This is a genomic window from Alkalihalobacillus sp. CinArs1 (assembly GCF_947387515.1).
Lineage (GTDB): Bacteria > Bacillota > Bacilli > Bacillales > Guptibacillaceae > Guptibacillus.
Genome location: NZ_CANDOB010000001.1, coordinates 701,386 through 728,025, shown reverse-complemented (window position 1 = coordinate 728,025; position 26,640 = coordinate 701,386). Strand labels below are relative to the sequence as shown.

Sequence of the window (26,640 nt, the reverse complement as noted above, 5' to 3'; positions counted from 1 at the left end):
TCATGAAGAAAACGGATTCTGAACACAAAGTCGATGTGAAACACGAACCTGCCCCACAAGGTCAAGACTCTGGTGAAAGAGAAGTGATTCGAATCAATAAGTCTCCTAAAAAACAGGATATTCAGAAGAAAGGGCCAGCAATTGCTGCTCTTGCTGGAACAGTTGTCGGCGCTGCTGCGGGTGTACTTTTAGCTCCTAAGTCAGGGAAGGAACTTCGTACTGATATTAGTGAAGGGGTTACCAAGGCAAAAGACAAAAGCGTTGAGGTAACTGGGAATGTGAAAGAAAAGTCGACTACATTCGCTCAGTCTGTTAAAACAAAATCCAATGATCTTGTCGACAAAGTGAAAAGTCGAAAGAAGAATAGTGAGGCTGCTAAGAAAGAAGAAGCCATTGTCCCAAACGGATACACGAAGAGAAAAGCTTCCGAACTCGATGAAACAGAAGTCCCAGTCTCAGCAATGGTAGATCACGATGTCGAAAAGATGATCGTCGAAACGTCAGGTGCTGAAACGATGGATGATGTGATTCAACAAGATGTTGAACGAACGCTCGAGAGAGATCCTGATTCTCCAGAAACTTTGGATGAAGCAGCAAAGCTTGAACTCGAACGAACATATCGTAAATAAATGATTGATATAAACAATCACACCTGGTTCGCAGGTGTGATTTTTATTTTTTCTATTTGATTAAGATGTCTAACTCAATCGTTATGGTAACGTATAAGAATGAAGAAGTTTTTCAGGAAGAAAGGCGAATTATACATAGATAGGATGGATACGATGAATTTAACGATCAAGAAGATGGACATTGAAGGAGCTAAACGAACACTAAGTTGGGTATACGAACCGCCTTATGATTTTTATAATAACGAAGTGAATGAAGAAGAAATAAACGAACGACTAGATGGTTCCTATCGATTACTAGTTGATGAAAATAACAAAGTAGTGGGTTTCTTATGTTCAGGTGAAACAGCTCAAATTCCGGTTGGGCATACCTATGGTGTATATCCAGATAATTTTATAGATATCGGTTTTGGAATGGATCCTAATTATACTGGACAAGGGAATGGATATGAGTTTTGTACAATCATCATGAACTATATAAAAGAACAGTATGTCAGAATGCCGATTAGGTTGTCGGTCGCAACATTTAACAATAGGGCTATTCATTTATACGAGAAATTAGGGTTCAAAAAGAAAGACGCATTCACTACTGACTATGCAGAGTTCATTACGATGATAAAAGAGGATTAACGCGAGCGTTCTTAACGAGGTGAAACTAGATAGTTTTTCACAGCTAAAAAAGCAGGTAGATACCTGCTTTTTATGATGGATGTATAGAATTTACTCGAGTAGCTTTTGAGACAACATTACGAGCTTTAATTGCTTCTTCTTGATCTTGTTTTGCTTTGTTTTCAATTTCCTTAATGTGCTGTTTCGAAGGACCAACCATGATCTCATATTACCTCCTATCATATGTTAGTAGGCAATACCCCCTGATATCGTAAATAAAACTAGAATGACTGATAAAGTAATAAAATGGTAAAAAAGACGGTTATACTTTTATATCATCACACGAATTCTTAATAAGGAACGTCTGAAGGGCGAAAAAGTGCGAGAAATGTAGTCTTATGACTAGTTTCGACGAAGTTATTTCCAGGATTCTAATTTTAGTGCACAATAGTGATAACGAAGGACAAGACGTGAGATTAAATAGCAGAGGTGGCATACGAATGAATAAAATTCTGATTGTTGATGACCAGTATGGAATTCGTATTTTGTTAAGTGAGCTTTTTAGGAAGGAAGGCTTCATAGCGCTGCAGGCACCAAATGGCATTACAGCGATTGAGTTAGTGAAGCAAGAAGATCCTGATCTGATTTTATTAGATTTGAAGATGCCTGGGATGGATGGGTTAGAAGTATTTAAGTCTCTAAAGAAGTTGGACGAAGACGTTCGGGTTATCTTTATGACAGCTTACGGTGAGCTTCAGCTCGTAGAAGAATTCATGAATCTAGGTGCAATCACACACTTTGCTAAACCATTCGATATCGAGGAAGTATGTCGAACAGTTAAAAGGGTCCTTCAAGAAAATCCTAAAAAAATGACGTCACCTAAATAATATGTAAGAAGACCTGCTATTTCAAAGCAGGTCTTTTTTTGCTTGTAAAGATTTGTCTAGGTATTTTTCGAAACCTTTACCTTGATGTGCCGTATTAGTTGTTAATGATAAGAAGGGAGAGAATGAGCATGAACGATCATGAAATTGATTTTACGTTATACGGTGATGATATGCAGTTTGTAGAGGTAGAGCTTGACCCCGGTGAAACGGTTATTGCAGAAGCGGGTAGTTTGATGATGATGGAAGATGAAATCGAGATGGAAACGATTTTTGGTGATGGAAGTGGGCAACGTGGAATGATGGGCAAGTTGTTCAGTGCAGGGAAGCGAGTATTGACTGGAGAAAGTCTCTTCATGACAGCATTCACAAATCAGGGAACCGAGAAGAAACATGCGTCGTTTGCTTCTCCTTACCCAGGAAAAATCATTCCTATGGACTTGAGTGAACTGAATGGAAAGGTGATCTGTCAAAAAGACGCTTTTTTAGCTGCTGCTAAAGGAGTGTCAGTAGGTATAGAATTCCAAAAGAAAATCGGAGCCGGTTTCTTTGGTGGAGAAGGCTTTATCATGCAGAAACTTGAAGGGAATGGAATGGCTTTTGTTCATGCGGGAGGCACCATTCATTAAAAAGAGCTTAAAGCAGGTGAAGTATTGCGTCTGGATACCGGTTGTCTTGTTGCGATGACAGAAGAAGTTGATTACAATATTGAGTTTGTTAAAGGTGTGAAAACAGCTCTGTTTGGAGGAGAAGGATTGTTCTTTGCAACGTTGAAAGGTCCAGGAACAGTTTGGGTGCAATCCCTTCCATTCAGCCGATTAGCAAGCCGTGTTTTCGCTGCTATGCCACAAGCAGGTGGAGCAAAAGGAGAAGGAAGCATGGCAAAAGGCTTGTTCGATATGTTCAATGGTGATTGAGATAAAAGAAAAGCTGGCAATAGGGTCACCCTATTGCCAGCTTTGTTTTATTTACGTTTAACTTTCTTTTTCTGAGACTCATTCTTTCTAGTTACTTCAAGACCTAGCTTATTTGTGATCTTCTCAAGATATTTTTCTTCACCAGGAAGCAGGAGAGTAACAACATGACCTTCGTTACCCATTCTTCCAGTACGACCTGAACGGTGTACGTACGTTCTTGAATCCTCTGGTAAATCATAATGAAACACGTGTGTGATGTTCTCGATATCAAGACCACGAGCACCAAGGTCTGTTGTAATTAACAGTTGAATCTCTCCTTTACGGAATTTATTCAACACGTTTTTTCGTTCCGTTTTGTTTGTAGAGCTGTCCAAAACATCAAAGGAAATTTTCTTCGTAGCAAGGATCTCTTTAAGGCGCAATAGGAATTTACTATTGTTAACAAACGCAAGCGCCTTAACACCATCTTTCTTAGAAAGTTTTCGTAGTAATTCAGGCTTCTCACGTCGATTTGTAACATAGTAGCTATGTGCTACAGCTTCTTTCTCTTCTTTTGATGCTTTGATGGTGAGATGAGATGCATTTTCAGATAGCTTCTTGGCTTGCTGCGTTACTTTTTCAGATAGGGTTGCTGAGAAGAAAAGCAATTGGCAATCACGCTTCGCGGACTGACAGATAAACGAAACGTCATCCATTGTGGATGGGTGAAGCACTTGGTCGGCTTCGTCGCATACGATGGTCTTCACTTCATGCATTTTGAGTTTCTTCATGTCGATTAATTCCGCTACGCGGTTAGGTGTACCTACAATTAGTTTTGGATGCTTCTTCAACTTTTCAACTTGGCGCTTTATTGCAGCTCCTCCAATCATTGAGGCAGCGCTCATACCACTACCTTCTAGAAACTTTTGAGCTACACCGAATACTTGCATCGCAAGTTCACGGGTTGGTGCAAGTATAATTGCTTGAGTGTGTGTGATATCACTTTGTAATTCCTGAATAACAGGTAGAAGGTAGGCTAACGTTTTTCCTGTTCCGGTTGGTGCTTCAACAAGTAGATCCTCACCATTCAGAATACGAGGCATTGCTTGTTCTTGAACAGGTGATAGTTGGTCAAACCCAGCTTCTTTCCAGTTATTCAAGAGAAATGGGTGTTGTTCGAACATAGTCATATGGATACTCCTTTTATTATCAAGTGAACTTATTTTAACATATATTGTCCATCTCAGTATCCTTCGCATATGTACGCTTTATTTACCCGATACTAACGTCATGAATAGTAAGGAGGGCTTCTGAGATGAAAAAAGATAAAACCGACATGCAGTCCCCTGTTTTTGATGAAACGCAACCACATCAAGTTGATGCCCCGTCCTTTAAGGGTACTGGTATAGAAATGAAAGCTCCTTTTGTAAACCGCTATGGCGTCGTTATTGGCGATAGTCTGTATGACTCATCTGATTCCCCTCTTAATAATTGGAGTGATGAGGTCGATCCTGCCATTATGTCTGGAGATGAATGGGTTCACCCAACGAATGATATCGGGTGGAATACAGAAGAAAATCATGAAATGTTACATCAAAAACGTGCTGAGAACGGGTTTTTACCTCATGACACTCATGATGCAAGCTATATGAAAGACTAGGATGTTTGAGGGATAAGCATGAGGGAATGAAGATGGCAAGGAGGTCGAGCTCATGAATGGATATTTACTTAGGAAAATGGCCGTTTATATCTTAATTGCAGGTCTTATCGTCGCATTGTTCATCGGAATCACTCTCGGAAATTACTTGCCAGATTATGCTTCGATTCAAGAGCCGCATCCTCTTCGGTGGATATTTGCTTTTGGAGCTTTTGGGGTTAGTGGTATCATTTCATCAATTATGTATACAGGTGGCGTGATTGCTGGAATCATTGAAAGAAAAACTTAGTAAAATGGACAAGGAGCGCATCGATTCGATGCGCTCCTTCTTATGGGTTAATTTAACGATCGTTAATTTATTAACAGTAACTCCTTCATTGCCGCGGTAAACATACCATCGAGATCTGTTGATCTCTCAAACAACGAAAGCCCTACCTCTCTTTCATCCTTACGGCTCCGAAGCCGCGCCAGTGTGAGTGAGCAGGATCAACAGCAATTGTAGTATGGCCATTCACTTGATGTAAGCCAATTTGAAACATGCTGTTCATACCTTTCCAGTTATGAATTTTAGTTCTCCTAATGTTAAAGGAGCTAGTTGTTAATACGGGAATTTCGAGATCCCAATTTCTTATTATACACTCTTGAGGGAAGATGTCAATGTTTGGGCTGTTTATTTTTTCCTAATGAGTGTCCCAGAACGCCGAGTGCAATACCAAGACAAGCTCCGCCAGCGACCTCTGCAGGTTGATGTCCGAGAAGTTCGTTAAGCTCTTCTTCTCTCCTTACATGCAGAAGGTCAGGATAATGGCCTGATAATAATTCGATATCTTCATCAAGGTCATTTACTAATTGAGCTATTTCACCAGTATGCCTTCTGATCCCCTGTGCGTCGTACATAACGATGACCCCGAAAACACAAGCTAGCGCAGTTTCGATCGATTCTTTTCCAGTTTGTAATGCAGTATAAGTTGCTAGTGCAGAAACACCTGCTGAATGAGAACTCGGCATTCCACCTGTTTGAAAAAGAGGACGCCAATCCCATTTATTGGCCTGTTTCTTGTGAGTGAGTATTTTCAGGCTTTGCGCTAATGCAATGGCAGATAATGCTGTAATGATTCCTTTATTCAACGTATTCACCTCAATCATAGTCTCCCTTACAAAAGGATGTAATATGTTGAGTCTGTTGTGAAATAATAAATTTAAAACGGAGGGATCGACAGTGAATATTAACCAAAAAGATGCGATGTTGATTCAGAAAGCATTGAGAGCTCTTCAAAACGAAGAAAACGAACCAGAGTATTCAAACGTACTTACTAGACTGACGAACAAGCCTGGAATGAACGCCGATCTAGAATCGTTTATGAATGATGCTACAGATTACAATAAGCTGATGAATTAGAAATACTGCCGGGGTCCTTTAGGCCCTGGCCCTTTTTATGTAAATGGGAACGATAACTAGTCCTCCTCTCAGTAGTTCCACATACCATATTTAGGAAGAAGTGTGGCACATTAAAAGGAGTGAGGAAAATGGCAGAAAACCTTAAGTATGCCATTACTAGGGATTATATAAGTAAGGGGAAATCTAGGCCACAAGAAAAAAATAACGGAATAACATTCATTGTTGCGCACGATACAGGCAATGCTGGTTCCACTGCATATGCGAATCGCGCATATTTTGCAAAAAACGTTGTTTCAGCTTCAGCACATACGTTTATTGATGATGATGTTATCTTAGAAATTATTCCATTAGATGAAAAAGCATGGCATGTGCGCTATGTTGTAAACACGGATAATGTTTTATTTAATGGTGATGCGAATGATCATGCGATCGGAGTGGAACTTTGTTGGGGAGGAAGCATTACGTTTCGAGAAGCGTATAGTCGGTACGTTTGGTACATCGCCTATCTATGTGACAAATTTAAGTTAGACCCAGAGTCTGATGTTGTTGCACACTCCACATTAGATCCTACACGAAGAACAGATCCACAGAACGCTTTGAATCGTTACGGCGTAACATGGGCAGAATTCATTCGTGACGTGACAGCTTCCTATCATTTGCTCGATGGTTCTGATGTTATAGACGTCATTCCAACACCGCCTCCTAAAAACGTTTTACTTATCAGCTATGGAGATCGCGGGGACGAAGTGAAACGAATTCAAAACTATCTGATCAATGCGGGTATGAATCTGCAGGAATATGGTGCAGACGGGATTTTTGGGAGAGAAACGGAATTGGCTGTTAAGAAGTTTCAGCGATTGTATGGTCTTAGTGAAGATGGAATTGTAGGTCCGATCACGCTAGCTGCTCTAAAGAAAGCTCCAAAGAGACCTTCATCTCAAGCTCCTGTAAGACCTTATCCAGGTCACTATGTCATGATAGGGGATCGTGGAAAAGATGTTGAGGCAATCCAGCGAGCAGTCAATGTTAAGCCAGATGGCATTTTCGGCCCCATTACGAGAGACGCAGTAAGGAGTTATCAATCTAGAAAAGGATTACTTGTAGATGGTATCGTAGGACCAAAAACATGGAACGTAATGTTCTAATCGCTAAAACGCCGCCCCTCATTTGAAGGGGCGGCGTTATTTTTATTTCGGAACGTTTAATTCAGGAACCCATTGACTCATGTGTTGATTTATTTCATCAAGTAACTCAGGTTTAGATTCATTTAGCGGTTTTACAATGTAACCTTTCTCTACAAAAGTTGGGAAGAATGATGGAGAGGTCACACGAACGCTCGTCTCACCTCTAAATTTCTTCTTTTCGATATTCAAGGTAAGGATACCACCTATATCTTTATAGTTATTTTTCTGGCCAGATAAGAAGTTGCCTAGAGAGTAGGCTACAAAAACCTTGCGATCATCTGTCGTATTGATCCATTCTACCGGTTGAAGAACGTGAGGGTGATGACCTAGGATAATGTCGGCACCTGATTCTGCTATAAATGAAGACAATTCTAGCTGAAAGTTATTCGGGAGCCTTTCGTATTCATTTCCAAAATGCATGCTGACAACCACAGCGTCTGAAATGGATTCAGCTTCTTGAATATCTTTCGCAATCTTTTGTTTGTCGATGTAATTGACCAGATATGGCTTGTTTGCAGGGGGGCGAATGCCGTTTGTACCATATGTATAAGCAAGAAAAGCTACTGTGATATCATCTTTTTTTATCGTTCTGATCTTCGATTGATCTTCTGGTGAAAGGTAACTTCCTGTATAAAGCATTCCGATCTCATTCCAGTGCTTAAAGGCATTTTGTAATGCTTTTTCACCACGGTCAAGCGTATGGTTATTTGCCATAGAGACGATATCGACACCGCTTTCTTTTAGGGCGTCCCCTACTTCTTGTGGGCTATTGAAACTTGGATAAGAAGATAAACCAATCGAAGTTCCACCGATGACTGTTTCCTGATTAGCAAACGTAATATCTGCCTTCTCCATCTCAGATTTCACAGCTTCAAGCATCGGCATAAAGTCATAGCCGTTGTTCGTTTCAGCATTTTCATAGACCCTGTCGTGAATCAGAATATCTCCAACTGCTGAAAGACTTATTGAAGAAAGAGATACGGTATTGTTTTCCGCTACAGCAAGATCGTCACGGTACGATGACAGGTTTTTTGGTTCTGAAAGTGATTCCCCTCCAGTAGAAAGTAAAAGAAACGTCACACTAGTAGCGAGAAAAACAACTAGCGCACAAATAACGATAAATTTAGTTTTCATTGAGTTCACCTTTGTTATAGATTTAAAACGATACACTTATTATATGGTATCTCTACAAATAGTCCTAATTCTTTTCAAAAAAAAGACGCGACTAGTCGAATTGTGACTATTGTCGTGTCTTTTATTCGTTACAATACAAAATTGAGGTCATCGAATTTCCTTGTCGCCTTGCTTGGGTGTTCAAGGTATTCAGACAGTACTGGTACGATCGATTTGTTGTAGATTCCGTTTATCTTTGATTTCTCAAAAAGGATCAGGTCAGGATTTGTTTTTGAGAATTCTTCAATCGGGGGTTGAAGCTCTAGTTCATGAAATGATGTTTCGTAATCAACCACAATATTGGCCTGATAACTTGATAGTGAAAGGCCAGCATGCAGCTGTCCCAAAATGCCTGAATGCTTATAGTACTCCGTCACGATACGTATGTCTCGTGGTGTGTAAGGTAAGATGATTTTAGGGTGATTAGAGACGATTATGATTTCCTCTGTGAAAGGTCTTGTGATCATGAGGAACTCATCTAACTTCTCTTTATAATGAGCAGTGTTTAGGAGTTCACTATTTTTGTCATCGATTAGTAATAAGCCAGTGACCATTTTTTAACCTCCTATGGTTTATTTTCATTTAGTTTAATCGCTTTATCCCTTTCAAGATGTGTATTTCGTCACACCCTGATTGAAAGGTGTGATTATTGTCACACCTTAAATTCAAGGTTGCTGGTATACTAAACTTAAGATGAATTGGAACGAAAGGAGTTCGGATAATGGAGTGCCCAATGATTTCAAAAAACACGGCTGGCTACAATACTCAGTCCTTTGCTTCTGAAAATTTCTCAAAACTAAAAGGTGTTATGTATGAGAGGCATGTGCCTCGTGGTGAGAAGATTTATTGGGAAGGTGAAGAGTGCCAACATATTTACTTTCTTAAACAAGGTGCGGTGAAATTAACAAAAAGCTCAGATGAAGGAAAAGACCTTGTACTGTATTATTTCCAATCTGGAGATTTGTTCGGTGATTTAAAAGATGATGTTCACATAACGAATAGTTATACTGCAGAAGCAATAAGCGATTGTACTCTTGGTGTTATTCAACAAAAGGATCTTGAAACGCTCCTCTGGCAAAATGGTGATTTAGCGATCGATTTCATGAAGTGGCTTGGTTACATGCAGCGTTTTTTACAAACAAAACTTCGAGACCTCTTGTTCTTTGGTAAAAATGGCGCTCTTGCCTCTACGCTGATCCGTATGTCGAATACGTATGGCGTATCGGAAGGCAACAAAGTGCGGTTCACAAATCGCTTAACAAATTCAGAACTAGGAGACTTAATCGGCTCGACGAGAGAAACAGTCAATCGAATGTTAAACCAGTTAAAAAGAGAAGAGATCATCGACTATGAAGGTGGCGTCATTACGATAAGAGATATTGACCGGTTAAAGGCTATTTGTCACTGTGAAGGATGTCCTAGCAGCATATGTCGATTGTAAGGGTGTAAGAGATCATGATCTCTTATACCCTCTTTTTTTTGTGTGAAATTCACCATGTTTGTGATATATGTCACAGATGCTACTCCTTCCATCTCCTAAACTAAGAGTAGACATTGAGTTAGGGGGGAGAGAATTGAAACTTGTTGATAGTAAAAGTGAAGCTCACCGTTCAGTAAAGGTTGAGAAAAGTGAAGAAGATCTTAAAGGAACAATTATTTCTGTCTTTATGGTAGGTGGTTTTATCGTTCTATCATGGGGAGCTGTTTACTGCTTATATGTAGCGAGGTTTTAATCAGGAGGGAAGAATATGCACATTCATAAGTTTGAGAAAATCTGGTTAATTGTCGGAAGTGGAACATTAGTCGTCTTTTTACTGATTATCGGTATCAATGCATTTGCAATGGGTCACACACCGCCGAGTGATGATGAAATTTTAGATCCTCAAGAAGTTGATATTACGGCTCCATTCGACGAACCAGGCTTAAAAAAGATTGGAGAAAACGAATACGAATTGGTAATGATTGCTCAAGCGTTCACATTTCAATCTGTTCAAGACTTGAAAATCCCGAAAGGAGCGACTGTTCATTTTACGGTAACAAGTAAAGACGTTGTGCATGGATTTCAAATTCCAAAGACAAACGTGAATATGATGGTCACTCCTGGTCACGTAAATAAAATTACTCATACGTTTGACGATGTGGGTCAATTCTTAATTTTATGTAATGAATATTGCGGAGTCGGACACCAGGCGATGGGCGTGCCTCTGGAGGTGATCGAATGATAAGTCAAGTTGTTGATCGTGCAGATGCAAAGCTTAGTATGGCACACATTTATGTTGCATTTGCAGCGGTACTACTAGGAGGTATTGCTGGACTGCTTCAAACTCTTGTAAGAAGTGGAACGGTTCAGCTTCCTGCAGGGATAGGCTATTATCAATTACTCACAGCTCATGGAATCTTACTCGCACTTGTTTTTACAACCTATTTTATTATTGGATTCTTTTACGCTGGTCTAAGCAGAACGTTAGGAAAGTTTTACGATCAACCGTTTAGAATGGCATGGCTGGGATTTGTCGTCATGACGATCGGAACAGTCTTAACGACCGTTATGATTTTATTAAATGAAGGTACTGTGCTTTACACATTTTATGCCCCATTGAAGGCTTCTCCCTTGTTTTATATTGGATTAACGTTCTTTATTATTGGCACTTGGTTAGCTGGCGGGGCAATGTGTAGTCACTATTATATTTGTAAAAAGGTATCAAAGAAAAAACTCTCTCCACTGTTTGCTTTTATGGCTGTCATGACGATGGTTTTATGGTTTGTCGCTACAATAGGTGTCGCTGCATCAGTACTCTTTCAATTTATTCCTTGGTCATTTGGATGGGTAGATGGCATCAACATCTTACTTAGTCGTACGCTGTTTTGGTATTTTGGTCATCCTCTCGTTTATTTTTGGTTACTTCCTGCGTACGTGTGTTGGTATGTCATTATTCCTGAAATCATCGGAGGGAAAATATTTAGTGACGCTCTAGCACGTTTATCATTCGTTTTATTTCTACTGTTCTCAATTCCAGTAGGCTTTCACCATCAGTTACTAGAGTCAGGAATTTCTCCGTTCTGGAAATTCTTACAGGTAGTCTTAACTTTTATGGTTATCGTTCCTTCTTTGATGACAGCATTCTCATTGTTCGCTACGTTTGAAATCTCTGGACGTAAAAAGGGAGCATCTGGGTTGTTCGGGTGGTTTAAGAAGCTTCCATGGAGAGATGCACGATTCTTTGCTCCTATGGTCGGTATGCTGATTTTCGTTCCTGCAGGCGCAGGAGGAATCATCAATGCAAGTAACCAGATGAACCAAATCGTTCATAACACGTTATGGGTAACTGGACACTTCCATCTTACAGTTGCTTCTAGTGTTGCATTGACGTTCTTTGGAATTGCGTATTGGTTGATTCCGCACCTTACAGGCAGAGTACTAACAGGAAGAATGCACAGTCTTGCAAACTTACAAACGATTCTTTGGGCAGTTGGAATGTTCTTCATGTCAGGTGCTATGCATACTGTTGGGTTACTCGGTGCTCCTAGAAGAACAGCTTACACAACCTATCAAGATCACCCGGATGCTCTAGGATGGATTCCATATGAAGTTACGATGGCACTTGGGGGCTCGATATTATTTATTGCTATTTTATTATTGATGTTTATTCTGACTGATCTTGCATTTTTTGCTCCAAAAGGAAAAGAAGACTTCCCAATAGGAACAGTTGCCGATCGAGCTGAAAGAACACCAGTTATCCTTGAAAATTGGAGGCTTTGGCTGACAGTAGCTACGATTCTCATTCTCGTTGCATACACGGTTCCGGTTGTGCACATGATCGAACACGCACCGCCAAGTTCCCCAGGATTTAAGTTTTGGTAACTAAAAGCGCTGGTTATAACAGCGTTAGAGTGTTGAAACAGTTTTGGTATTGCAGAGTAGTCCATTATTTCCGCTCCAATTAAGTTTGAGGAATATATGGATGGTCAGAATCTCCTTCCAAATTCATCTGTTAAACCATTGGGAAGGAATGTTCGTTTTGGATTTATTCCCTTCAAGTAGGAGAGACGTTCGTATGCGGAAAGCATGCGATCGTCATCGACTACGGCATTGGGAGAACAGAATAAAGACATCGTTTTCTCTACAAACTGACGCTGGTTTATACCAGCGTTTTTATCTTTGATCATAGTTTTGATATAGTATAGAAGAAAATGTGGAAGGAGGCCTATATGAAGAAACCTAACATTCTATTTATTGGCGCTGGTCGTATGGCAGAAGCCATTTTTTCTGGACTTAAACAATCAGGTCACATTGGCACCGTCACGATCTCTAATCGATCAGATAGCAGAAGACTAGCTCATCTAAAAGATACATATCATGTTGAAACTGCAAAATGGCAGGATGTTGTTTCAAATCACGACGTTGTTATTCTCGCAGTACCTCCTGCAAGTCACCCTGCTGTATTGAAAGAGTTATCGGGCTTTGTGACGAGTCAGCTCATTATTACTGTAGCTGCAGGTATTGGACCAACTCAACTTGAAGAAGCATTACCTCAAAGTCCTGTGGCATGGATCATGCCAAATACTGCAGCCGATGTGAAGGAGTCTATGTCAATCTTTGCTTGTGGAAAACGTGTTACTGAGGATGACCGAGCATCCCTGCAACTCATTTTGGACGCAATCGGGCATTCTGAAGAGCTTTCTGAAGAACAGATCCACAAGTTGACCGCTGTCACAGGCAGTGCACCTGCATTTGTTTATCAATTCGCAGAAGCTCTCCAACAAACAGCGAAAACATATGGATTAACGTCAGAGCAAGCAACGAAACTTGTGGTACAAATGATGTACGGATCCGTAGCGATGTTAAAAGACGGTAGGGAGGCAAGTGCTCTCCGCGATCAAGTAACAACGCCAGGAGGAGCGACTGCAGCAGGTTTGGATGTTCTTAAAGAAGCTCATTTTGATGAGTTACTTAATGAAGCTGTGCTAGCGGTTAATCGAAAAGCAAAAGAACAAGCAAAATAAAACTTGCTCGGACTAGTCCGAGCAAGTTTTATTGTTAAAGGATATATGGTCCTAACAAAAGGACGACGATTCCGAGGTTAATTCCAAGTTGGTAAGATGTTTTTTGTAAAATCGTCCATTCGTGGTCTTGACCAAGTCTACTGATCATATAGGATATTCCAAAAATTACGAGTGGCCATACATAGCCAGCACCTGGGAATATTAAGTAACTCGGTGCAAGATATTGAAATGGTCCATCAAGGATGGATGGTAAAAAGGCAATTTGTGACCCTACGAAAAGCAGTACGATTGTCCATTCAACCCAAGGCTTATCCTGTTCGAGTGCAGCAGTGTTTGAAAAATATAGGTACATAAGAGCGAATGCTGGCAGGATAAGAAATCCAAAAGAGAATGCAAGCATCGCAAACATACCCACGATTGCTGAGAATGTGTCGAAAATAGCTAGTTTGATATCTTGGCCACTGGTTTTCGTGCTATCCTCAATGACTGTTTCTGATGTAGAAGCACCATGCAATTCGTAACCGGATTTTTCTCTGTCTAACCAAACGATCGCATCTCCTGTTAAACTGATCGGTCTGATCGAAAGTTCATCGCTCGTACTCCTGCGAGAAGCTACCCACTCTCCTTCTTCATCCATCTTTGCTTCATAAATGCTTACAACAGATTTTTTTGGAGAGATGTTATCGTTTGCGCTGAAGAAGACCGTTGGTTCACCGTCTTTAATGCCGAGTGTAAAATAACTTGGCTTAGAAAATGTATTCCCTGTTTCAGAATTATAGATTTTGAGAAGTTTTGAGTCGGTTTCTCCTTCCCCTGAACTTTCGGCGTAATATGTATTGATAATTTTAGATCCGTTTCTTGTAGCAAAAACGGTATACGTGAAGGCAGTCGTTTCTTCTTTCTCTACAGCTTGAAAATTACTGTAGTGGTCGCCTGCAACAAGTTTGGTTTCCATTATGAGTTCAGGTGATTTATCTGGTTTAACATAGTAGATTCTGTTTGTAGTGCCCGTTAAAGCATGTAGGATAACATTATCATCTTCTGTTATCACTGCATTTCGAACTTGCTCTTCCTGATCAAATCCCACTTCATTTTTTATTTGTCCGTTAGGGCTAATAAGGTAAAGCGTGTGCTTTGACCATGCTATGGCACCATTGGGTGAGGCGTTTATGCCTTCGACAGCGTTCAAGATCGAATTTTTAGTTCCTCCCTTTGAATAGATGAGCTGATCCCCTTCTTTATAGATGGCTTGATCCTCATCAATATAAAAAGAATAGCCTTCAGGAATGCTGAAATTTAAATTCGAGGATGACGCCTCGAGCTGTTCATCAACATTAATTTTCCTTACCGGATCTCCAGGAACATAAATATCTGTGGATTTTTCTTCGTTTGTAACAAATACCTCATTATCTTCAATCGATAATCCCAATTCCATCGTTCTGCTCCAGCCGTCGTCAGGTTGCTGTTGAATGGTGTTCAGCTGGTGAAGAAAAACAAACAATAAGATGATAAGACCGGCACCGATAGGTAATGCTAATTTTTTCATTTTTTCCTCCCCCCTCATTCCCTCTCTTTGTACATACGTATGAATTTTACACAAGTTTCAAAAATTTACAATACATGATAAATGAACGTTCGAATAAATTTTGAATAAGATGCGTTAACTCTATGGTTCACAGGAGGAGCAATCTTATGAGGAAACGTCGAGTAGAGAAACGAATAGAAGAGTTTATTCGGTTGGCGCACTCTTCTCAAGGGGAGGATGGCGCGTTTCGCTATTGCTTTGAAAATAGTCTCCTAACGGATGCAGCCATGATTGTTTTAATCAAAACCCTGGAGTTACAGGAAGAAGAATTACTGCAAGCACTAGTAGAGCGTCTTTTAGAACAGCAAGATCCTTCGGGGTGCTGGAAACTCTACCATGATGAAGAAGAGGGAAATCTCTCTGCGACTGTACAGGCCTATCACAGCTTGTTATTTTCTGGTAAGGTATCGAGCGAAAGGTTAGAAAGCGCGCGGTACTACATTCTAAAGAGTGGTGGGCTAAGTAGAACGGACTCGTTAACGAAAGTGTTTTTGGCTATACATGGTCATATCCCTTGGCCAAATTTATTTCACTTTCCTATGCTCTTCATGCTCATACCAGAATCATTTCCGATTTCGTTTTATGACTTAAGTTCGTATGCTCGCATTCATTTTGCTCCAATCATTATTATGCAAGATAAAAAATATACCCTTCAAACGAAGTGGACACCAGATCTTACAGAGCTTGTAAGTAGAGAACGGCACGAGGTTAGAGAGTCCGTACTCAATTTACCTGCTAACTTACTATTTCTTGCAAGAAAAAGAGTGGAACAATACATGCTGCAGCGTATAGAATCTGATGGAACGTTGTTCAATTACGCTACAGCTACGTTTTTCATGATCTATGCGATGCTTGCACTTGGGTATGATCGCCACTCACCAACCATTATGAATGCAATGAATGGATTAAAGAAGATGGTGTGGAAGTCTGAGTCACATCTTCAGAATTCCCCTTCGACGATGTGGGACACGGCTTTAATGTCGTGTGTTCTTGATGAAGCAGGTGTTTCATATGAGTCTCCAATGAGAATAAATTCGGCTAACTACCTTCTACATCATCAGCAAGACCGAAAAGGTGATTGGGCAATAACGAGACCAAACATCGAGCCAGGTGGATGGGGGTTTTCTGAAGGGAACACCTTTCATCCAGACATCGATGATACTTCTGCAGCTTTAAGGGCAATCAAAAGATATATACCTTTTGATGAAGGTATACACTCTGCTTGGCAAAAGGGAACGAACTGGTTGATCAGCATGCAGAATAACGATGGAGGGTGGCCTGCGTTTGAACCTGACCGAAAAGCACTTTTATTAAAAGATATCCCTATCGATGGAGCTGACTCCTCTTTCCCTGATAACTCGACAGCGGATCTAACGGGTAGAACAGTCGAATTCCTATGCAATAGTGCAGGGTTGGAACGAACTCACCCAGTCATAAAAAGGGCGATCGATTGGCTTGTGAAAAATCAGAAAGTTGATGGCTCATGGTATGGCAGATGGGGGATTTACTATATTTACGGTACGTGGGCAGCACTCACAGGATTAAAAGCTGCTGAAGTAAGAGAAGATCATCCCACAGTAAGAAAAGGCTTAGAGTTTCTTAAGAGGATACAGCGTGATGATGGAGGGTGGGGAGAGTCTTGTTCTAGCAATGTGAAAAAATCATACGTTGCACTCGCTCATAGCACACCTTCTCAAACTGCTTGGGCTGTTGAGGCGTTGATGGGTTTCGAAGGAGATACCATCGAAGTTAAGAGGGGAATCGATTATCTTCTCAGGAATCACACAGAAAAAGAACGAACGTATCCTACCGGTGCGGGGTTAGCGGGTAGCTTCTATATTCAATACCATAGCTATGAGTTGATTTGGCCGCTCCTTACACTCTCGAAATACTACAAACTACTTGGAAAATAAAACAAAGTGCGTAAACCGCACTTTGTTTGTTATTCTAATCCTTTTTTCTCAAGTTCCCTAACTCTAATTTCTCCCGTTCCTCGAGGGATTTTGACGGAATGCACAGTGCTCGCCTCAAGCTCTTTTGCGATCATATCCGTCGCTTCTGAAGGATCGATCTTATCACCACAAGTATAAACGTCGATCGAGGCATACCCATGCTCAGGGAAGCTATGAATCGTGAGGTGAGATTCAGCAATAATGACAGCACCGCTAATTCCCTGTGGTTCAAAAGGGTGAAAAACGACTTCACGGATTTCCGCTCCAGAATCGAGTGCAGCTTTAGCGAATGTTTCTTCTATAAAAACCAAATCGTTCAATTTCTCTTTATTACAATTCCACATTTCAGCTATGATATGATGGCCAAGTGTTTCGATGATTCTTGCCTCCCTTGATTTACTCATTATAGTTTCTATAATAAGAAATCTATTTATACAACGTTTCTCCCCTCTGAAAAGAAATGTTAAACTGATTTTGCATAGCTTTCTTCACTTGAAGGTTATCATTTGACACCTTATGTTTAAGTGTTTAAACTTAAGAACAAAAAGAGAGTTAAAGGAGTAACCGCTATGACATCGATACCTACTTTGGTTGGAAACCATAAAGATTATTTTCATACCGGCGAGACAAAGGAGTTTAGCTTTAGAAAGCAGCAGCTTGAAAAATTAAGGGATGCGATCAAGGAGTATGAGGAAGAGGTACTACACGCATTGAAAACGGATTTACATAAATCAGAGTGGGAAGCTTATACGACGGAAATCGGATTTCTTCTTGAGGAAATCAAGTTCACGATCAAGCATTTGAAGGAATGGATGAAGCCAGAAAGTGTTAAAACACCCATGACGCACATTGGATCAAAGAGCCATATTCATTCAGAACCTTTCGGCGTTACGCTCATAATCGCACCTTGGAACTATCCGTTTCAGCTTCAACTTGCTCCACTTGTTGGAGCGATCGCTGCAGGTAATTGTGCAGTTTTGAAACCTTCTGAACTTACCCCAACAGTATCACATGTTCTTGCCAAGTTGATTCGAGAGAACTTTGAGGAGAAGTATATTTCGATCGTCGAAGGTGGGGTTCAAGTAAGTACGGAACTGCTAAAGCAGCCGTTCGACCATATCTTTTTCACTGGCAGCGTCCCTGTTGGAAAAATTGTCATGGAAGCAGCAGCGAAACAGCTTATTCCCGTTACCCTTGAGTTAGGTGGTAAAAGCCCTGCTATTGTAGAGAAGGATGCAAATCTGACCCTCGCTGCCAAGAGAATCATGTGGGGGAAATTTACGAATGCAGGTCAAACATGCATAGCGCCTGACTATCTCTACGTTCATCGCGACGTTAAGAGTGATTTACTTAAGAAGATGCAGGACGTACTATACGAATTCTATGGTGATGATCCAATATCAGATGAGAAATATGCGCATATTGTAAGTGATAAGCATTTTGAAAGACTAAAGAGTTTTCTTAGCGATGGCGATGTGATAATCGGTGGTCAACATAAAGCAGAAGAGAGGGTTATCGCTCCAACGCTACTCGACAATATCTCATGGGAAGATCCCATCATGCAAGATGAGATCTTTGGGCCGTTGCTACCGATCCTTGAATTTGACGACCTTCAGGACGTCGTCACGGAAGTGCGTAAACGACCGAAGCCACTAGCTCTTTATTTCTTCTCTGAAAGTGATGAGAAACAGGATTACATTACAGACAACCTTTCTTTCGGTGGAGGGTGTATGAACGATACCCTTATGCACATTGTTTCACCATATCTCCCGTTTGGAGGAGTTGGAACGAGCGGAACAGGTAGTTACCATGGAAAGGCGAGTTTCGATGCATTTTCTAATACGAAGAGTATCGTAAAACAAACGACCAAATTTGATTTCTCTTTCCGCTACCCATCTGCTAAAAACGGGTTGAAAATAATAAAGAAAATAATGGGGTAAGAAGCCCTTACTCCTTTACAATTTCTATAGAAATGGATAACGCTTTTTCTCTTTAGTATCTTAAACTATCGTGATATGATAACGAGAAAGCTACTCCCATCTTTTAAAGGTAGGGTTACTTTTGATAGGAGGATACAAATGAGTCTTAATAAAGGAATTATTAGTCTTGGGGAAGCGCTGATCGATTTTATCCCTCTAGATATGGAAAATACAACGTATCAAAAAAGTCCAGGTGGTGCTCCTGCAAATGTCTCTGTAGGGTTGTCACGTCTTGGAGCAAAATCTACGTTTCTAGGCAAAGTCGGCGATGACGTACTAGGACGTTTTCTTAGAGACACATTACGCGATTATGGTGTAGATGTCTCAACGATGATTTTGACTGAAGCTGAGCGAACGGGTGTTGTATTCGTTACGAATGCTGAGGATGGTGAGCGAAGTTTTGACTTCTACATAAACCCAAGTGCAGATCGCTTTCTACATGCAGAGGAAATTGTAGCTGAGGTGTTTGATCAGCATCGGGTTCTTCACTTCGGTTCGATTTCGATGATCAGTGAACCGTCGAGAAGTGCAACAAGGAAAGCAGTTGAGATCGCAAAAGAGAAAGGTCTCCTCATTTCGTATGATCCAAACCTTCGTCTTGGTCTTTGGGAAAGTGAAGAACGTGCGAAAGAAATTATCGTGTCGATGCTTTCTGAAGCGGATATCTTAAAGTTATCTGATGAAGAGCTGACGTTCATAACCGGAGAAGATGATATTGAGGCTGGGATCAAAAAGCTCTCACACTATCAGATTCCAGTGGTATTCATTACGAGGGGTGGAGAAGGAAGTCTTGTTTTCACACCTGATTATTCCCTGCAGGTTCCGGCGATGAAGGTAGAGGCAGTAGATACAACAGGCGCAGGAGATGCATTCGTATCTGGAATCTTATACTGCTTTAATGAGTATGAAGGTGATCTTTCAAGCTTACCGAAAGAAGAACTTAGGAAGATGACGCAGTTCGCAAGTGTATCAGGTGCCCTTGCAGCATCAACCAAAGGGGCTATGACAGCTCTGCCTACGCTATCTGAGGTTCAAGAGCTTTTAAAGACTGGAGTTTAACCATCTCGCTTTGCGAGGTGGTTTTTTTACGGGTTGAGTGAGCTAGCTTGTGAGAGAATGGTACGGTACAATCGTAGTGGATGACTTAACGGAGGTGCTAATGAAATGAACAAAGACTTTTTACTAGAACTACTTGCAACGCCGTCTCCTTCTGGAGCGGAAATGGAGATCCAGCATAAATGGGTGAACTATGTGAGTGAGTTTGCTGATGAAATGCGTACAGATCATGCAGGAAATGTTATCGGCATTTTAAACCCTGACGCAGAGTTTAAGGTGTTGCTTGCCGGCCATTCCGATGAAATAGGCTTTATGGTTAAAAAGATAGATGATAAGGGCTTTATTCGCGTTGAAAAGCTAGGTGGTATCAGTCATAAGCCAGCGATCGGGATGAAGGTTACGATCTTTGGAACGCATGGAAAATTGAACGGTGTGTTTGGGGTTAACGCAGAACATCATGGTGGTGCTAAAGGCGAATTTACATTCGAAGATCTATATATCGATTGTGGAGCAACTTCTAAAGAAGAAGTTGAGAAATATATTGAAATTGGAGATTTAGCTGTATACAAGAGGGATGTTGAGTTCCTTCTAAACGATCGAATCAGTGGTAGAGGACTCGATAACCGAACAGGTTCTTTCATCGTTGCTGAAGTGTTGAAGGAAGTAGCGAAGCGAAATCCGAAGGTTGGTGTTTATGCAGTAAGTACCGTTAACGAAGAAACCAATATGGGTGGGGCTTATTTCGCTGGAGCAGGAATCAAACCAACGATGGCGATCGCATGCGATGTAACGTTCGCATCTGATTATCCTGGTATCGATTCAAGTAAACACACAGATGTAAAGATTGGTGGAGGACCAGTTATCGCGAAAGGTGCGCCGATTAATATTAAGATTAATCAAATGTTACTTGACGCTGCAAAGAAATTAGATATGAAAGTACAATATGAGCTAACTCCTAGAATGACGGGTACAGATGCGGATAAGCTGCGTTTAACTGGAGAAGGCGTTCCGGTTTCCCTGTTGTCTCTTCCTCTTCGGTACATGCATGCTCCTGTGGAAACTGTGAGCTTGAAAGACATGGAAGAAGAAATCGCTCTACTTGTTGAAATGATTGCAACGTTAACGGGAGAAGAAAGTGTCAATCCTTTAACGAAATAATATTGACAATTTTGTGAAAATAGTGCTAAGCTAACAGAGTGAAAAAATTCGAAAGGGAGTGTGTGTGATGGAGCATGTTAAAAGAATGGCCTTATTAATTTCATGTGAAAGAGACGCACATTGCCCAGGTGTAATGATTTAATTGCTACAAGGGGTGAGAAGCGTCTTAGACGTGCGCCCTATTTAATGTCTAACGTATATCAGGCATAACCGCGTGCGGTTATGCCTTTTTTTGTTGGGCAATTTTATCGTCATTCACTTGGGTGGTATTGCTGAAAGGATTGGGGGGAAATGGATGTTTGCAATTTTAGGAAAGTTAAGCTGGTTTTTTAAACAGCATTGGAAGCGATATACGATTGCAATATTTTTACTTGTGTTCGCGGGGATACTCGAAATGATCCCACCGAAATTAATCGGTATGGCGATCGATGAAATTAATATCGGAACGTTAACTTGGGATCGGTTACAAAATTACCTGCTCACATATGGAGCATTGTTGATCGCAGTGTATTTTATTACGTACATTTGGATGTATCAGTTATTTGGTGGGGCGTTTTTAGTTGAGAGAATGTTACGTTCGAGGTACATGAAGCACTTATTGAAAATGACTTCGACATTTTATGAGAGAAATAGAACTGGTGATCTTATGGCGCGAGCTACGAACGACCTCAAAGCAGTCTCCATGACGGCAGGCTTCGGTATCTTAACCCTGGTAGACTCAACCGCATTTATGATAATCGTTCTTGCGACGATGAGCATACTCATCAGCTGGAAATTAACGTTAGCAGCTATCATCCCTCTACCTCTCATGGCGCTTGCTATGAACAAGTATGGAAAAATCATACACAGACGATTCACCGCTGCACAGGATTCGTTTGGAGAGATGAACGACCAGGTATTAGAATCGATTGCAGGTGTTCGCGTTACAAGGGCTTATGTTCAAGAACGTGCGGATCAAAACAAGTTTCGCCGTTTAACAGAAGACGTATTTAAGAAAAATATCGATGTAGCAAAAATTGATGTATTATTTGAGCCTACGATTAAGGTACTCGTTGGAATCAGTTATTTGATCGGTCTTGGGTATGGGGCATACCTTGTCTTTCATAATGAGTTAACGCTTGGTGAGCTTGTCTCGTTTAACGTTTATTTAGGAATGCTCATATGGCCGATGATCGCAGTAGGCGAGCTCATCAATGTCATGCAAAGAGGAAATGCATCGTTAGATCGTGTGAATAAGATCTTAACCTATGAAGAGGACGTAAAAGAACACAAATCTCCTAAGACTCTTAAAAGTCCAGGTGAGATCACATTTGAGCATGTGACGTTCACTTATCCTTCTTCTGAAGTAAAGAACCTTGAAAATGTATCGTTTACTCTATCAAAAGGTGAAACACTTGGGATCGTAGGCCGTACCGGAAGTGGGAAGACGACACTTCTGAAGCAATTGTTAAGAGAGTACCCTCCTGGCGAGGGAGTAGTAAAGATTTCAGGAATCCCTATTCAAGACCTTTCGCAAGAAGCACTTCAAGGGTGGATCGGCTATGTTCCACAAGAACAAATCCTTTTTTCTAGAACGGTAAGAGAAAACATACTTTTTGGAAGAAGCGATGGTACGGAGCATGATGTGAACCGTGTCCTAAGGTTAGCTGACATTCAAAAGGACATTACGACTTTTCCTTCAGGACTCGATACGCTTGTTGGCGAAAAAGGGGTCGCTTTGTCAGGAGGACAAAAGCAGCGTGTTTCCATTGCAAGAGCATTAATGATTGACCCTGAAATATTAATCTTAGATGATGCGATGTCAGCGGTGGATGGTAAAACAGAAGCACAGATCATCTCCAATATACGAAACGAACGAGCGGGGAAAACGACGCTCATCGCCACACATCGGTTATCAGGTGTTCAGCATGCAGATAAGATCATCGTACTTGATAATGGAAAAGTGTCTGAACTTGGCACTCATCACGAGTTGATTCAACACAACGGTTGGTATAAAGAACAGTTTGACAGACAGCAGCTTGAAGATAATTTGAAGGAGGTGCTGTAAGTGAAACGACACGTTGGGAAACGCTTAGTTCAGTATGCACTTCGCTTTAAGAAGACGATCCTCATCGCGCTTCTACTGCTTACTGTTGCTGTAGCCGCTGAGCTATCTGGACCGCTGATTGCAAAACGGATGATCGACAAACACATCCTTGGGATAGAGAACCCATGGTTTGAAACTGACCAAGGAGAAGAAGCGGTTACGTATAAAGGGGAATGGTATAAGCGAAGTGATCATTTCGCAAGCGGTGAAGAAAAAGGAAAAGAAGTTAGAATTCTTCAAGTAGGAAGAGATTATTATTTTGTTGATGAGCCTATTCCATTCGATGGAGAGAGGACTGTTGAAGACGGGGACATCATGATTTCAAAGGACAGTAATACGGTTACCTTGGAAGCAGAGAAGCTTACGAATAATGAACTTATCAGCTTTTACAAGCCGGAGTTTGAGCCGCTTATTTGGTTGATTGTTCTTTACTTCGGATTGCTGATATTCGCATCGTTCTTTGAATATGGGCAAGGGCTGTTGTTACAGACATCTGCTAACAGAATCATTCAGAATATGCGTACAGATGTCTATGCTCAAATTCAAAGGCTTCATATTAACTATTTTGATAACCTCCCGGCTGGGAAAGTTGTATCGAGAATCACGAATGATACTGAAGCGATCCGTGAGCTTTATGTCACTGTACTCGCTACGTTTTTCACTAGTATCATTTATATGACAGGTATCTTTGTTGCTTTATTCTTTTTAGATGTGAAACTGGCGTTCATCACCTTAGCAATTGTACCGATTTTAGTTATTTGGGTGATCGTCTATCGTCGTTTTGCCTCTAAATATAACAAGGTCATTCGTACTCGAATCAGTGATATCAATGGGATGATAAACGAATCGATTCAAGGCATATCGATCATTCGAGCATTTAAACGAAGCTCGCAAACTGAAAAAGAATTTGAAACGCTTAATGAAAGTCACTTTACTTATCAGAACAAGCTTTTGAACTTAAATTCACTCATGTCTTACAATCTGGTAAACATCTTGAGAAATATTACGTTCGTTGCCCTCATCTGGTATTTTGGAGGAGCATCATTGACCGCTGCTTCAGTCGTTAGCCTAGGCGTGCTCTATGCATTTGTCGATTACTTGAATAGACTATTCCAGCCTGTTACAAACATGGTGAACCAATTGGCGAACCTTGAACAAGCGCTCGTTGCGGCAGATCGTGTATTTGAACTCCTCGATGAAAAAGGGGAAGATGTTGCAGACGGAGAGCTTAAACCATATGAAGGAAATGTTGCTTTTAACAATGTATCGTTTGCATACAAAGAAGAGGAGTATGTTCTTAAGGACCTATCCTTCACTGCCAAAAAAGGCGAAACCGTTGCGCTGGTGGGCCATACTGGTTCAGGAAAGAGTTCGATTATGAACCTTCTATTCCGGTTTTATGACAATAAAAAAGGCACGATCACAATCGATGGTAAAGACATTCAATCGATACCAAAGCAACATTTAAGACAGCATATGGCGATTGTATTGCAAGATCCTTTTCTATTCACTGGCACAATCGCATCAAATGTGAGCTTAGATGATCCTTCGATCTCAAGAGAGAAGGTAGAAAAAGCATTGAACGATGTTGGAGCAGAGGAATTATTGAAAACTCTACCGAAAGGCTACGATGAGCCTGTCATTGAAAAAGGTAGTACGCTTTCTTCAGGACAACGTCAATTGATTTCATTTGCTCGTGCACTAGCATTTGATCCAGCCGTTCTCATCCTGGATGAAGCGACATCTAACGTAGATACTGAAACAGAAATCGTGATACAAAATGCATTGGATACGCTGAAGAAAGGGCGTACCACATTCATTATCGCTCATAGACTTTCGACGATTCGAGAAGCCGATCAGATCCTTGTTCTCCACCAAGGGGAGATTGCTGAAAGAGGAAGTCATGAAGAGCTAATGCAAAAACAAGGTAGGTATTACCAAATGTATCAGCTCCAACAAGGAAAAACGATTGAGCGGGCAGTATAAACGAAGCCGGGTCCCTACTTACGGGACCCGGCTTTCTATACATAGAATCTACCTAGAAGATGGGCGAAACCCGGCTGCTTTTGCATCTTCCTCCGAGCAAAACATTTCTTCTGCTTTTGTTATATCGTAATAAGCACCATCTTGAACATGGTAAATCTTCTCACCTTTAGAATTAATGTTTCCTTTGATTTTACACTCTTCATTAGGTTGCACCGAAGGAGCTTCTCCTTGAAAGCCGTCCTCACGCACATAGTCTTCAATGCTCCAAATCCCGACTCCTTCTTTTTGGGCAGTTCTTTGAAGGGATTGGAAATCTTCCAAGTACTTCACATTAGGCTGATAAATATAGGCGACTCTAGCCAGTCCTTTTTCTAGTAGCATTTCATTAAACATCTTTTCATCGATCCATACATAAGCGAGTAAGCGTCCGTACTTATCTCTTTCTGAGATTCCTATTTCTAAGTCGATTTCTTCACCTTCGAGCGTTTCTTCTGCGAAAGAAGAAGCTTCTGGTCCGAAGGGTTGAACGGGTTTTGAAGGATGTTTCGTTTCGGGCGTGTCTACAAGTAAGAGTCGAACAGTTTCAGCCTTGCCATCAAGTGATACTTTAATCGTGTCACCATCAACGACTTTCGTTACTTCTGCGGAGATTGTCTTCGAGTTTTGTCCTGTTTCAGTTGCACAAGCACTCATAAAAAAGAGTAATATCAACAGGAATGTAATATTTTTCACGTAAAACTCCCTTTGGTTCTTGATTTAAAAATACCTGCATAAACTAAATGGGGGTGATGCGGATGGGTCACGTGTGCCTTTACTGTGAGAAAGAATTACTCTTTCCTTGGGAAAGAAGAAGAATCGTGTGTGACGGATGTCATTATGCTATTTCGGATAGTTATCATGAAGATTATCGTACGATTAGTAAAAGAAACACTGAACAAAAATCCCGTTAGACTCAGCGGGATTTTTTTGTTGGTTTAATACCTTTTAACAGCTAACGTACAGCGGGAGATACAAATAAGATCATCCTGCTCATCCACAATTTTAATTTCCCAAACCATCGTTCTTCTTCCGATATGTACTGGTTCTGCAACCGCAGTGACAATACCATCTTTCTTGCTTTTTAAGTGATTTGCATTGATTTCCATTCCAAAAGCGGCTTCGTTTTCTCCGTTTAGATGTAAGGATCCTCCGATACTTGCTGCAGATTCAGCAAGTGCAACCGAAGCGCCGCCATGAAGAAAACCAAGCGGCTGATGAGTATTGGGTCCAACAGGCATTTGAAGAACGACTTTTTCAGGGGTCAACGTAACAGCTTCTATTCCTAGCGCTTCTAATAACGTGTTTTTAAATTCCATGTCATCTCCTCCTTTTACTACTTATCAGTATACAATACTATTGCAATAAAA

26 protein-coding genes and 2 pseudogenes are annotated in these 26,640 nt (G+C 40.9%); 20 read left to right on the top strand and 8 right to left on the bottom strand.

Going from position 1 to position 26,640, the window contains the following annotated elements; all coding sequences use genetic code 11:
- Positions 1–2: 2 nt before the first annotated feature.
- The 4 genes and pseudogenes from PFZ69_RS03905 (at position 3) to PFZ69_RS03890 (ending at position 3,036) form a co-directional block, all read left to right on the top strand.
- Positions 3–629 carry a YtxH domain-containing protein gene (locus PFZ69_RS03905; RefSeq protein WP_270179706.1) on the top strand — a complete coding sequence of 209 codons (627 nt, stop codon included), beginning with the start codon at positions 3–5 and terminating at the stop codon, positions 627–629.
- Between the two features lie 153 nt (positions 630–782).
- Positions 783–1,256 (top strand): GNAT family N-acetyltransferase, encoded by a 474-nt coding sequence (locus PFZ69_RS03900; protein ID WP_270179705.1) that lies wholly within the window; start codon positions 783–785, stop codon positions 1,254–1,256.
- Between the two features lie 479 nt (positions 1,257–1,735).
- The gene (locus PFZ69_RS03895; protein ID WP_270179704.1) at positions 1,736–2,122 is read left to right on the top strand and encodes a response regulator; all 387 of its coding nucleotides are present in this window, start codon (positions 1,736–1,738) and stop codon (positions 2,120–2,122) included.
- A gap of 128 nt (positions 2,123–2,250) precedes the next feature.
- Positions 2,251–3,036: pseudogene (locus PFZ69_RS03890) on the top strand (TIGR00266 family protein).
- 47 nt (positions 3,037–3,083) lie between these two features.
- Here the strand turns inward: PFZ69_RS03890 and PFZ69_RS03885 are convergent.
- Positions 3,084–4,205 (bottom strand): DEAD/DEAH box helicase, encoded by a 1,122-nt coding sequence (locus PFZ69_RS03885; protein ID WP_270179703.1) that lies wholly within the window; start codon positions 4,203–4,205, stop codon positions 3,084–3,086.
- A gap of 125 nt (positions 4,206–4,330) precedes the next feature.
- On the opposite strand from PFZ69_RS03885, the gene PFZ69_RS03880 reads away from it, so the two are divergent.
- Complete coding sequence (locus tag PFZ69_RS03880; protein WP_270179702.1) at positions 4,331–4,675, top strand: DUF3905 domain-containing protein; 345 nt, start codon at positions 4,331–4,333, stop codon at positions 4,673–4,675.
- A 52-nt stretch (positions 4,676–4,727) separates the two neighbouring features.
- Positions 4,728–4,961, top strand: a complete 234-nt coding sequence (locus PFZ69_RS03875) for a hypothetical protein (RefSeq protein ID WP_270179701.1) — start codon at positions 4,728–4,730, stop codon at positions 4,959–4,961.
- A 365-nt stretch (positions 4,962–5,326) separates the two neighbouring features.
- Here the strand turns inward: PFZ69_RS03875 and PFZ69_RS03870 are convergent, their stop codons facing one another.
- Positions 5,327–5,809, bottom strand: coding sequence for a divergent PAP2 family protein (locus tag PFZ69_RS03870; protein ID WP_270179700.1), 483 nt, complete (start codon positions 5,807–5,809; stop codon positions 5,327–5,329).
- Between the two features lie 82 nt (positions 5,810–5,891).
- On the opposite strand from PFZ69_RS03870, the gene PFZ69_RS03865 reads away from it, so the two are divergent.
- The 3 genes and pseudogenes from PFZ69_RS03865 to PFZ69_RS03855 all read left to right on the top strand — a co-directional run bounded on the left by PFZ69_RS03865 (position 5,892) and on the right by PFZ69_RS03855 (position 7,216).
- Positions 5,892–6,071, top strand: coding sequence for a hypothetical protein (locus tag PFZ69_RS03865; protein WP_270179699.1), 180 nt, complete (start codon positions 5,892–5,894; stop codon positions 6,069–6,071).
- A 128-nt stretch (positions 6,072–6,199) separates the two neighbouring features.
- Positions 6,200–6,724 (top strand): annotated as a pseudogene (locus PFZ69_RS03860) (peptidoglycan recognition protein family protein); the annotation flags it as partial.
- Positions 6,710–7,216 carry a peptidoglycan-binding domain-containing protein gene (locus PFZ69_RS03855; protein WP_270180611.1) on the top strand — a complete coding sequence of 169 codons (507 nt, stop codon included), beginning with the start codon at positions 6,710–6,712 and terminating at the stop codon, positions 7,214–7,216. The pseudogene PFZ69_RS03860 and the gene PFZ69_RS03855, both read left to right, overlap by 15 nt.
- Positions 7,217–7,258: 42 nt before the next feature.
- On the opposite strand, the gene PFZ69_RS03850 is transcribed toward PFZ69_RS03855, so the two are convergent.
- On the bottom strand, positions 7,259–8,389 hold the full coding sequence (locus tag PFZ69_RS03850; RefSeq protein WP_270179698.1) for a CapA family protein: 1,131 nt from the start codon (positions 8,387–8,389) through the stop codon (positions 7,259–7,261).
- A gap of 128 nt (positions 8,390–8,517) precedes the next feature.
- A complete protein-coding gene (locus PFZ69_RS03845; protein ID WP_270179697.1) occupies positions 8,518–8,982 on the bottom strand; it encodes a hypothetical protein in 465 nt (154 codons plus the stop codon).
- 167 nt (positions 8,983–9,149) lie between these two features.
- On the opposite strand from PFZ69_RS03845, the gene PFZ69_RS03840 reads away from it, so the two are divergent.
- From PFZ69_RS03840 to proC, 5 genes are all read left to right on the top strand, one after another.
- Positions 9,150–9,869 carry a Crp/Fnr family transcriptional regulator gene (locus tag PFZ69_RS03840; RefSeq protein WP_270179696.1) on the top strand — a complete coding sequence of 240 codons (720 nt, stop codon included), beginning with the start codon at positions 9,150–9,152 and terminating at the stop codon, positions 9,867–9,869.
- A gap of 133 nt (positions 9,870–10,002) precedes the next feature.
- Complete coding sequence (locus PFZ69_RS03835; protein ID WP_270179695.1) at positions 10,003–10,161, top strand: cytochrome c oxidase subunit 2A; 159 nt, start codon at positions 10,003–10,005, stop codon at positions 10,159–10,161.
- A gap of 15 nt (positions 10,162–10,176) precedes the next feature.
- Positions 10,177–10,650: a cytochrome c oxidase subunit II gene (locus tag PFZ69_RS03830; protein ID WP_270179694.1), complete on the top strand. Its 474-nt coding sequence runs from the start codon at positions 10,177–10,179 to the stop codon at positions 10,648–10,650.
- On the top strand, positions 10,647–12,290 hold the full coding sequence (locus PFZ69_RS03825) for a b(o/a)3-type cytochrome-c oxidase subunit 1 (RefSeq protein ID WP_270179693.1): 1,644 nt from the start codon (positions 10,647–10,649) through the stop codon (positions 12,288–12,290). The genes PFZ69_RS03830 and PFZ69_RS03825 overlap by 4 nt, the downstream gene beginning before the upstream one ends.
- 347 nt (positions 12,291–12,637) lie before the next feature.
- Complete coding sequence (proC, locus tag PFZ69_RS03820; RefSeq protein ID WP_270179692.1) at positions 12,638–13,432, top strand: pyrroline-5-carboxylate reductase; 795 nt, start codon at positions 12,638–12,640, stop codon at positions 13,430–13,432.
- 34 nt (positions 13,433–13,466) lie between these two features.
- Here the strand turns inward: proC and PFZ69_RS03815 are convergent, their stop codons facing one another.
- Positions 13,467–14,978, bottom strand: a complete 1,512-nt coding sequence (locus PFZ69_RS03815; protein WP_270179691.1) for a hypothetical protein — start codon at positions 14,976–14,978, stop codon at positions 13,467–13,469.
- A gap of 146 nt (positions 14,979–15,124) precedes the next feature.
- Here PFZ69_RS03815 and PFZ69_RS03810 point away from each other — a divergent pair, with 146 nt between their 5' ends.
- Entirely contained in the window at positions 15,125–16,930 is a 1,806-nt protein-coding gene (locus PFZ69_RS03810; protein ID WP_270179690.1) for a terpene cyclase/mutase family protein, read from the top strand.
- 29 nt (positions 16,931–16,959) lie between these two features.
- Here PFZ69_RS03810 and speD read toward each other — a convergent pair whose 3' ends face one another.
- Entirely contained in the window at positions 16,960–17,346 is a 387-nt protein-coding gene (gene speD, locus PFZ69_RS03805) for an adenosylmethionine decarboxylase (RefSeq protein WP_270180610.1), read from the bottom strand.
- Positions 17,347–17,538: 192 nt separating this feature from the next.
- Here speD and PFZ69_RS03800 point away from each other — a divergent pair, with 192 nt between their 5' ends.
- The 5 genes from PFZ69_RS03800 to PFZ69_RS03780 all read left to right on the top strand — a co-directional run bounded on the left by PFZ69_RS03800 (position 17,539) and on the right by PFZ69_RS03780 (position 25,234).
- Complete coding sequence (locus PFZ69_RS03800; RefSeq protein WP_270179689.1) at positions 17,539–18,909, top strand: aldehyde dehydrogenase; 1,371 nt, start codon at positions 17,539–17,541, stop codon at positions 18,907–18,909.
- Between the two features lie 138 nt (positions 18,910–19,047).
- Complete coding sequence (locus PFZ69_RS03795; protein WP_270179688.1) at positions 19,048–20,007, top strand: aminoimidazole riboside kinase; 960 nt, start codon at positions 19,048–19,050, stop codon at positions 20,005–20,007.
- 105 nt (positions 20,008–20,112) lie between these two features.
- Positions 20,113–21,162, top strand: coding sequence for a M20/M25/M40 family metallo-hydrolase (locus tag PFZ69_RS03790; RefSeq protein ID WP_270179687.1), 1,050 nt, complete (start codon positions 20,113–20,115; stop codon positions 21,160–21,162).
- 295 nt (positions 21,163–21,457) lie between these two features.
- On the top strand, positions 21,458–23,209 hold the full coding sequence (locus PFZ69_RS03785; protein ID WP_270179686.1) for an ABC transporter ATP-binding protein: 1,752 nt from the start codon (positions 21,458–21,460) through the stop codon (positions 23,207–23,209).
- Positions 23,210–25,234, top strand: a complete 2,025-nt coding sequence (locus PFZ69_RS03780; protein ID WP_270179685.1) for an ABC transporter ATP-binding protein — start codon at positions 23,210–23,212, stop codon at positions 25,232–25,234.
- Positions 25,235–25,282: 48 nt separating this feature from the next.
- Here PFZ69_RS03780 and PFZ69_RS03775 read toward each other — a convergent pair whose 3' ends face one another.
- Positions 25,283–25,966, bottom strand: coding sequence for a thermonuclease family protein (locus PFZ69_RS03775; protein ID WP_270179684.1), 684 nt, complete (start codon positions 25,964–25,966; stop codon positions 25,283–25,285).
- A gap of 242 nt (positions 25,967–26,208) precedes the next feature.
- Positions 26,209–26,589 (bottom strand): hotdog fold thioesterase, encoded by a 381-nt coding sequence (locus tag PFZ69_RS03770; protein WP_270179683.1) that lies wholly within the window; start codon positions 26,587–26,589, stop codon positions 26,209–26,211.
- Positions 26,590–26,640 lie beyond the last annotated feature (51 nt).

Coding starts and splice junctions, on each gene's coding strand:
- PFZ69_RS03905 (WP_270179706.1), top strand. CDS start 3: ATGAAGAAAACGGATTCTGAACACAAAGTCGATGTGAAACACGAACCT.
- PFZ69_RS03900 (WP_270179705.1), top strand. CDS start 783: ATGAATTTAACGATCAAGAAGATGGACATTGAAGGAGCTAAACGAACA.
- PFZ69_RS03895 (WP_270179704.1), top strand. CDS start 1,736: ATGAATAAAATTCTGATTGTTGATGACCAGTATGGAATTCGTATTTTG.
- PFZ69_RS03885 (WP_270179703.1), bottom strand. CDS start 4,205: ATGACTATGTTCGAACAACACCCATTTCTCTTGAATAACTGGAAAGAA.
- PFZ69_RS03880 (WP_270179702.1), top strand. CDS start 4,331: ATGAAAAAAGATAAAACCGACATGCAGTCCCCTGTTTTTGATGAAACG.
- PFZ69_RS03875 (WP_270179701.1), top strand. CDS start 4,728: ATGAATGGATATTTACTTAGGAAAATGGCCGTTTATATCTTAATTGCA.
- PFZ69_RS03850 (WP_270179698.1), bottom strand. CDS start 8,389: ATGAAAACTAAATTTATCGTTATTTGTGCGCTAGTTGTTTTTCTCGCT.
- PFZ69_RS03845 (WP_270179697.1), bottom strand. CDS start 8,982: ATGGTCACTGGCTTATTACTAATCGATGACAAAAATAGTGAACTCCTA.
- PFZ69_RS03840 (WP_270179696.1), top strand. CDS start 9,150: ATGGAGTGCCCAATGATTTCAAAAAACACGGCTGGCTACAATACTCAG.
- PFZ69_RS03830 (WP_270179694.1), top strand. CDS start 10,177: ATGCACATTCATAAGTTTGAGAAAATCTGGTTAATTGTCGGAAGTGGA.
- PFZ69_RS03825 (WP_270179693.1), top strand. CDS start 10,647: ATGATAAGTCAAGTTGTTGATCGTGCAGATGCAAAGCTTAGTATGGCA.
- proC (WP_270179692.1), top strand. CDS start 12,638: ATGAAGAAACCTAACATTCTATTTATTGGCGCTGGTCGTATGGCAGAA.
- PFZ69_RS03815 (WP_270179691.1), bottom strand. CDS start 14,978: ATGAAAAAATTAGCATTACCTATCGGTGCCGGTCTTATCATCTTATTG.
- PFZ69_RS03810 (WP_270179690.1), top strand. CDS start 15,125: ATGAGGAAACGTCGAGTAGAGAAACGAATAGAAGAGTTTATTCGGTTG.
- PFZ69_RS03800 (WP_270179689.1), top strand. CDS start 17,539: ATGACATCGATACCTACTTTGGTTGGAAACCATAAAGATTATTTTCAT.
- PFZ69_RS03795 (WP_270179688.1), top strand. CDS start 19,048: ATGAGTCTTAATAAAGGAATTATTAGTCTTGGGGAAGCGCTGATCGAT.
- PFZ69_RS03790 (WP_270179687.1), top strand. CDS start 20,113: ATGAACAAAGACTTTTTACTAGAACTACTTGCAACGCCGTCTCCTTCT.
- PFZ69_RS03785 (WP_270179686.1), top strand. CDS start 21,458: ATGTTTGCAATTTTAGGAAAGTTAAGCTGGTTTTTTAAACAGCATTGG.
- PFZ69_RS03770 (WP_270179683.1), bottom strand. CDS start 26,589: ATGGAATTTAAAAACACGTTATTAGAAGCGCTAGGAATAGAAGCTGTT.